This is a genomic window from Dialister sp. UBA1703 (assembly GCA_002320515.1).
GTDB lineage: Bacteria > Bacillota > Negativicutes > Veillonellales > Dialisteraceae > Dialister.
This window is the reverse complement of record DCJJ01000043.1, coordinates 1-5805: the sequence shown is the minus strand read 5'-3', so window position 1 is coordinate 5805 and position 5805 is coordinate 1. Positions and strand designations below refer to the sequence as shown.

At 53.9% G+C, this 5805-nt stretch carries 5 protein-coding genes; all 5 read right to left on the bottom strand.

Annotated features, from left to right (window positions below; translation table 11 throughout):
• Positions 1-255 precede the first annotated feature (255 nt).
• Positions 256-2238 (bottom strand): TRAP transporter permease, encoded by a 1983-nt coding sequence (locus tag B2Y11_RS02055; protein ID WP_291055529.1) that lies wholly within the window; start codon positions 2236-2238, stop codon positions 256-258.
• Between the two features lie 5 nt (positions 2239-2243).
• Positions 2244-2768 carry a DUF1850 domain-containing protein gene (locus B2Y11_RS02050; protein WP_291055526.1) on the bottom strand — a complete coding sequence of 175 codons (525 nt, stop codon included), beginning with the start codon at positions 2766-2768 and terminating at the stop codon, positions 2244-2246.
• Positions 2769-2845: 77 nt separating this feature from the next.
• Positions 2846-3832 (bottom strand): TAXI family TRAP transporter solute-binding subunit, encoded by a 987-nt coding sequence (locus tag B2Y11_RS02045; protein WP_291055523.1) that lies wholly within the window; start codon positions 3830-3832, stop codon positions 2846-2848.
• Between the two features lie 172 nt (positions 3833-4004).
• Positions 4005-4526, bottom strand: coding sequence for a dCTP deaminase (dcd, locus tag B2Y11_RS02040; RefSeq protein WP_291055520.1), 522 nt, complete (start codon positions 4524-4526; stop codon positions 4005-4007).
• A complete protein-coding gene (locus tag B2Y11_RS02035) occupies positions 4523-5452 on the bottom strand; it encodes a type II restriction endonuclease (protein ID WP_291055517.1) in 930 nt (309 codons plus the stop codon). The genes dcd and B2Y11_RS02035 overlap by 4 nt, the downstream gene beginning before the upstream one ends.
• Positions 5453-5805: the final 353 nt, after the last annotated feature.

Genomic DNA, 5805 nt, shown 5'->3' with positions numbered 1-5805 from the left:
CGTGGCCCTCTTCCCCTCAAGGGGAAACAAGGGCGTTACGGGAATTTGCATTTTTCTCAAGTATCCTGCTAAACGTTCAGCTTAATTAGCCGCTGGCGCGGCTTTTCCCCCTTTGGTGCCTGCGGCACCACCTTTCCCCCGCAAAAGCGGGGGACACAACAAACCGGCGCTTTACTTGGAGCCACTTATGAGATGAAAGCTCGCTGCACATTTTCTCCATAAAAAAATGCCCCTCATGGTGAGGAGCATTTTTCTTCAGGCTTCAGCGGCTTTGGCTTTCTTGCTGCGGAAGTACTGGAGGGCGAAGACGCCGACCAGAATGGCTATGCCTATGATATCGGTGAGGGTATGAGGATCGATGAGGCAGAGGCCGCCGGCAAGGAGGAGGAGTCTTTCAAGTACATTGGCTTTGCAGTAGAACTGGCCGATCATGGCGCCGGAGATGCCGGCCATGCCGATGATAGCGGTGCAGGTAGTGAAGAGCACGCCGCCGAAGGTGGCACCGATGCCGAGTATCTGCGGAGAGAGGACGAATACATATGGAATGATGAAGGCAGCTATGCCCAGTTTCGATGCATTCACCCCGGTCTTCAGAGGGTCACCGCCGGAAATGGCAGATCCTGCGTAGGCAGCCAGGGCTACCGGCGGGGTAATGTCGGCGATAATGCCGAAGTAGAATACAAACATATGAGCCGCCAGAATCGGTACGCCCAGCTGGATGAGGGCCGGTGCAGCGATAGTGGAGGTAATGACGTAGTTGGCCGTGGTAGGCACGCCCATGCCCAGAATGAGGGAGGTGAGCATGGTGCAGAGAAGCAGAAGCATGAAGTTGCCTGCTGCCACGGTAACCAGAGCGGAAGCCAGTTTCAGACCTACGCCGGTTTTGGTAACGATACCGATAATCATGCCGGCGGAGGCGCAGGCGATGATGACGCCCAGGGCGCCTCTGGCACCTTTGATGAGGCCGTCTACAATGTCATAGAAGTTCATGCGGGTGCTGGCCCGGAGCATGGCACTGCCGATGGAAATGAAGATGCCTGCCAGGGCTGCTTTCATGGGGGTGTAGCCGGAGGCCAGGAGGGCAATGATGGCAATAAGCGGAATAGCCAGATGGCCTTCTTCTTTCATAATCCTGCCCCAGGGTTCCAGCTGGCTTCTGGGGGTGCCTTCCAGGTGGTTTTTCTTGGCTTCGAAATGAACGCCCAGGAATACGCCCAAGAAGTAAAGGATGGCGGGAACCACGGCGGCTTTGACGACTTCCATGTAGGGGATGCCTACGAATTCAGCCATGAGGAAGGCAGCGGCGCCCATAATCGGCGGCATGAGCTGCCCGCCGGTGGAAGCGGCGGCTTCTACGGCGCCGGCGAAGTTTTTGTGGTAGCCCAGTTTCTTCATCATAGGAATGGTGAAGGAGCCGGAACCTACTACGTTGGCTACGGAAGAGCCGGAAATGGTACCCTGAAGGGCACTGGAGATGACCGCTACTTTAGCCGGTCCACCGGAGGCCCAGCCGGCCAGGGCATTGGCAATATCGATGAAAAACTTGCCAAGGCCTGTCTTTTCCAGGTAAGCGCCGAAGAGGATGAAGAGGAAGATGAAGGTGGACGATACGCCCAGAGGAATACCGAAGACGCCTTCGGTGGTGAAGAAAAGGTGCCCTACCATCTGGTTGATGGTGAGTCCTCTGTGTGCCAGAGGCCCGGGCATGTAGGGACCCAGGAAGCCATAAAGCAGGAAGCAGAGAACCACGATGACGATAGGAAGGCCTACGATACGGCGGGCAGCTTCCAGTACCATCACAATCCCCAGGAGGCCCACCAGGGCGTCGGTAGGTGTAACGGTGCCGGCGCGGAGGATGAGCTGCTGGTAGTTCACCAGGATGTATACCGGCGGGATGACTGCCAGTACGGTGAAGAGGATATCAATAGGATGGAATCGTCCGCCCTTAATCCAGGATTTCTTCGTAGGGCAGAGGAGGAATACCAGAGATATGCCGAAGGACAGGTGGACGCAGCGCTGGATCATGGCGTCCAGTGTACCGAAGATACCGGTATATATCTGGAAGAGCGAAAAGCAGATGCAGAGGGCAGCCACGATCTTGCCGCAGATGCCTGCATATTCCATGGTGTTTGACTCTTTGTCCAGGGATTTCAGTTTTTCCTGCAGTTCATCAGTCAATGCACCATCTGCCTGCCCTGTGGGGGCGGCAGGTGTTCCCTTTTTTTCTAAATCAGCCAATATAATCAACTCCTAATTTCTTTTTTCATGTACCACCCTTTATAAAGCGGTGCTACATATAGCTTCAGTTCTTTTCCCAGAGGAACCATTTCATCCAGGTTGTAGTCTTTGTCGCCCACAGTAAGGACGCCATGGTTTGTCACTCCGTTGCGGATGGACAGCTCGGGATAATTCCGGTTGATGTCATCCAGAATAAACCAGCCGTCTTCTTCCCGGAACTTTCCCTCGTCAGCGGAAAAGGGAAGCCCCACCCCCATAGATTGATACTTGGTGGATTTGAGGACAAATCCGTTTGCTATCTTGTTCACTTCCAGGTATTCGTAAATCATGGTTTTCTGTACGGAATGGTGGTAGGCAAGGGTGACCGGCGTACCGGCGTCCACCCGCTGCTTCATGATGATTCCGTCAGAGGTCTGGGCAAAGAGGAAGGGCATGCGGATGTACCAGCCGCCCACCCCTGTGACCAGGGCCACGATGATACCGATGATGATGATTACTGTTTCCAGTGTCCCATTTTTCTGTTTCTTCATGAAAGCGAGAACGGACCCCAGTAAGGCCCGTTCTCCCTCCTTTCTATGCAAGGTATGGATCCGTTGGGGATTCTTCCTTATTTAGCCTTCAGGTACTTTTCAGCGCCGGCGTTCATCTTCACGGACATGCCTTCCAGGGCGGTATCCTTGGTGATGTACTTACCTACGGCATGGGCAGCTTTCATACGGTCCAGATGTTCATAGATAGCCTTCACGATCTGTTCGCCCAGATCGTCGCTGAGCTTATCGGTGGTGACGATGACGCACTTTACAGCTACCGTATTGACGTCTTCATCCTGTCCGGGATAGGTGCCCTTCGGAATGGTCATCTTGGTGTAATACGGATATTTCTGCATGAGCTGGTCAACAATCTTCGGGTCGATGTTGACGATGGCAGCGGATTTATTGGCAGCCAGGTCCTGGATAGCGGCGGTCGGGAAGCCTGCTACTACTACGCCTGCATCTACGTTGCCGTCCTTCAGTGCATTGGCAGCTTCGCCGAAGGAGAGGTACTGTACGTCAATATCATTGTAGGTAATGCCATAGGCTTCCAGAATCTGGCGGGCATTGGCTTCGGCGCCGGAGCCGGATGCACCGACAGCCACCTTCTTGCCCTTCAGGTCCGCTACGGTCTTGATACCCTTATCCTGGGTGGTTACGAACTGGATGGTTTCCGGATACAGGGCAGCCAGACCGCGGATATTATCCATCTTGTTGTCTTTGAACATTTCCTTGCCGTTAGCTGCATAGTAGGCGATATCGTTCTGAATGAAAGCAATATCTACAGAACCGTCCTTCAGCATATTTACGTTGGCTACCGATGCGCCGGTGGACTGGGCAGATGCGTTCATGCCCTTAATGTTCTGGTTCAAAAGTTCAGCCAGAGCGCCGCCCAGGGGATAATAGGTGCCTGCCGTGCCGCCGGTGGCGATATTCAGGAACTGCTTGCCGCCTGCAGAGCCGGATCCGGAGCCGGAGCTGCCGCCGCAGCCTGCAAGAAGAGCTGTACCAGCCAGACAAAATGCACCTGCTACCATCAGTTTTTTCAATGCCTTCTTCATCATACTGTCCTCCTTAAATACCCTCAAATGGAAAGTCCGGTTCTCCTTGAAATTCCATCCGTCCTTTCACAAAGCCACAAAGGGTGAAATAAAAAAGCAGCCCGGCGCATAGGAAAAACCTATACGTCAGCTGCAGCTTCTTCGCCCCATGTGTTATAAACTTACCATTATAATACTACTTTTCGAAATCTTTGTAAAGGAGGCTGGGCTGAATCCCCTGATTGTTCTGATACTTGCCTCCATTATAGCTGTCCGCTTCCCCGAGAACCGTATGGAAATAAATCTGGCAGATTTCCACGCCTGCGTAAATGCGGATGGGCTGCACGCAGAACATTTCCAGCGTCCAGTAGCCGGAAAAGCCTACATCCCCGAATCCTGCGGTGACGTGAATGAAAAGGCCCAGACGGCCGATAGAAGAGCGTCCCTCCAGCATAGGCACGAAGCATTTCGTCCTCGTGTACTCCCTGGTCCGTCCCAGGTAAAGCTTATTGGGCTGGAGCACGATGCCCTCCTCCGGAATATGGAGAAGCCGTCCCTCATTTCTTTTCTTCATGTCCAGCTCATGATTTTCATAAACCATAAGCTCGTCAGCCAGCGTAAGGTTGTAGCTGTTTGGGTTCACCTTGCTCATATCAAAGGGCCTGATGATAATTTCTTCCCCCATATGTCTTACGATTTCCCTGCCCGATAAAATCATTTCCTTTTCCCGCCTTCCCGGTTAAAAACCTTCCGATGTTCTGCCATGCGGCGCCGTACAAAAGACCCGTGGGCCTTCTCCCCCGCCGTCAGATGAAACAGGGCCCGCTCCTCCTCCGACAGCCTGCCTGAAACAAGAAGCTCCCCTTTACTGTTATAAGAAATCAAATGGGCTGCAAAAAGAGTGCCGTGGGTGGGGCAGAAAAGGAGCCCCCGCTCCGCCGTCCCCTTTTCTCCATAGGGCACAGCCTTTAGAAGAGAAATCCGGTCTGCCCCGCATACCACACAGCAGGGATGGGCAAGGCGGAAGGACTTCCGCTGGAAATAGCGCTCCTTTTCCAGCAGCCGCCGGATGGACCGCACCGTATCGTCGGAAGGAAGGGAAAAAAGACTTTCCTCCACCCCATCTGCCGTTTCATCGTCCTCCAGGATTTTGGAAATAGAAGCGATTTCCCGGCTTCCCGCTTCCCGGATTTCCCGGTAGGCGGAAGCTGCCTCCGGCTTCAAAATCCAGAAATAAACGCCGTTATCCCCTTCCGCCCCGTCAAACACATACTCCCAGGGCGCCATGGTCTCAGACGTCTCCGACGCTTTTTCTTCCAAAGACGCCTCCCCGAGGCTTTCCTGCACCAGGGAAGGAGCGGCCAGGGTTTTCTTTTCCTTTTCCGGATACACCGGCACAAGACCCTTCTCCACCATCTCCCGGATTTTCGTCCCCGCCCAGCCTACCGCAGAATTCAGGGCCCGGTACTCCATATGGAGGGCAGAGGCGATACTCTTCCCGTTGTCCATATGGTCCGTGGAATCGTAAAGACGGCCAAAAATTTCCATCATCAGATGACTCATCACCGAAGTATCGCCCATCAGCCTGAGCCAGCCTTCCACCGTCACCCGGTCCCACTTCTTCAGTCCCCTGCGCCTGGCCATTATCTCACCGCCTTTTCCGCCATTTAGGATATTATACCATTTTCATGCAATATATGACTATATGGAATCATAGAGTATGGGGCAATGTGTCACGTGTGTGGAGAGTTCGTTCCTCCTTTTATTGTTCCCCCGCTTGCGGGGTGGCAAGGGAACACGATTCGTAGGGGAGCAGAGCGACCTGAGAATCGTGTGGCACGCTTCCCTTTGGGTAAAGGTGGTGGCGTCAGCCACCAAAGGGGGCTTCGAGCCTGAGGGTGAAGGTTCAGAGGGTTTAAATGGTTCAAAGGGGTGTGGATTGCCCTGCGGGCAATAATTTTATAGGCCGCTTTGCGGCTGACCCCTTCCGGCTCGCT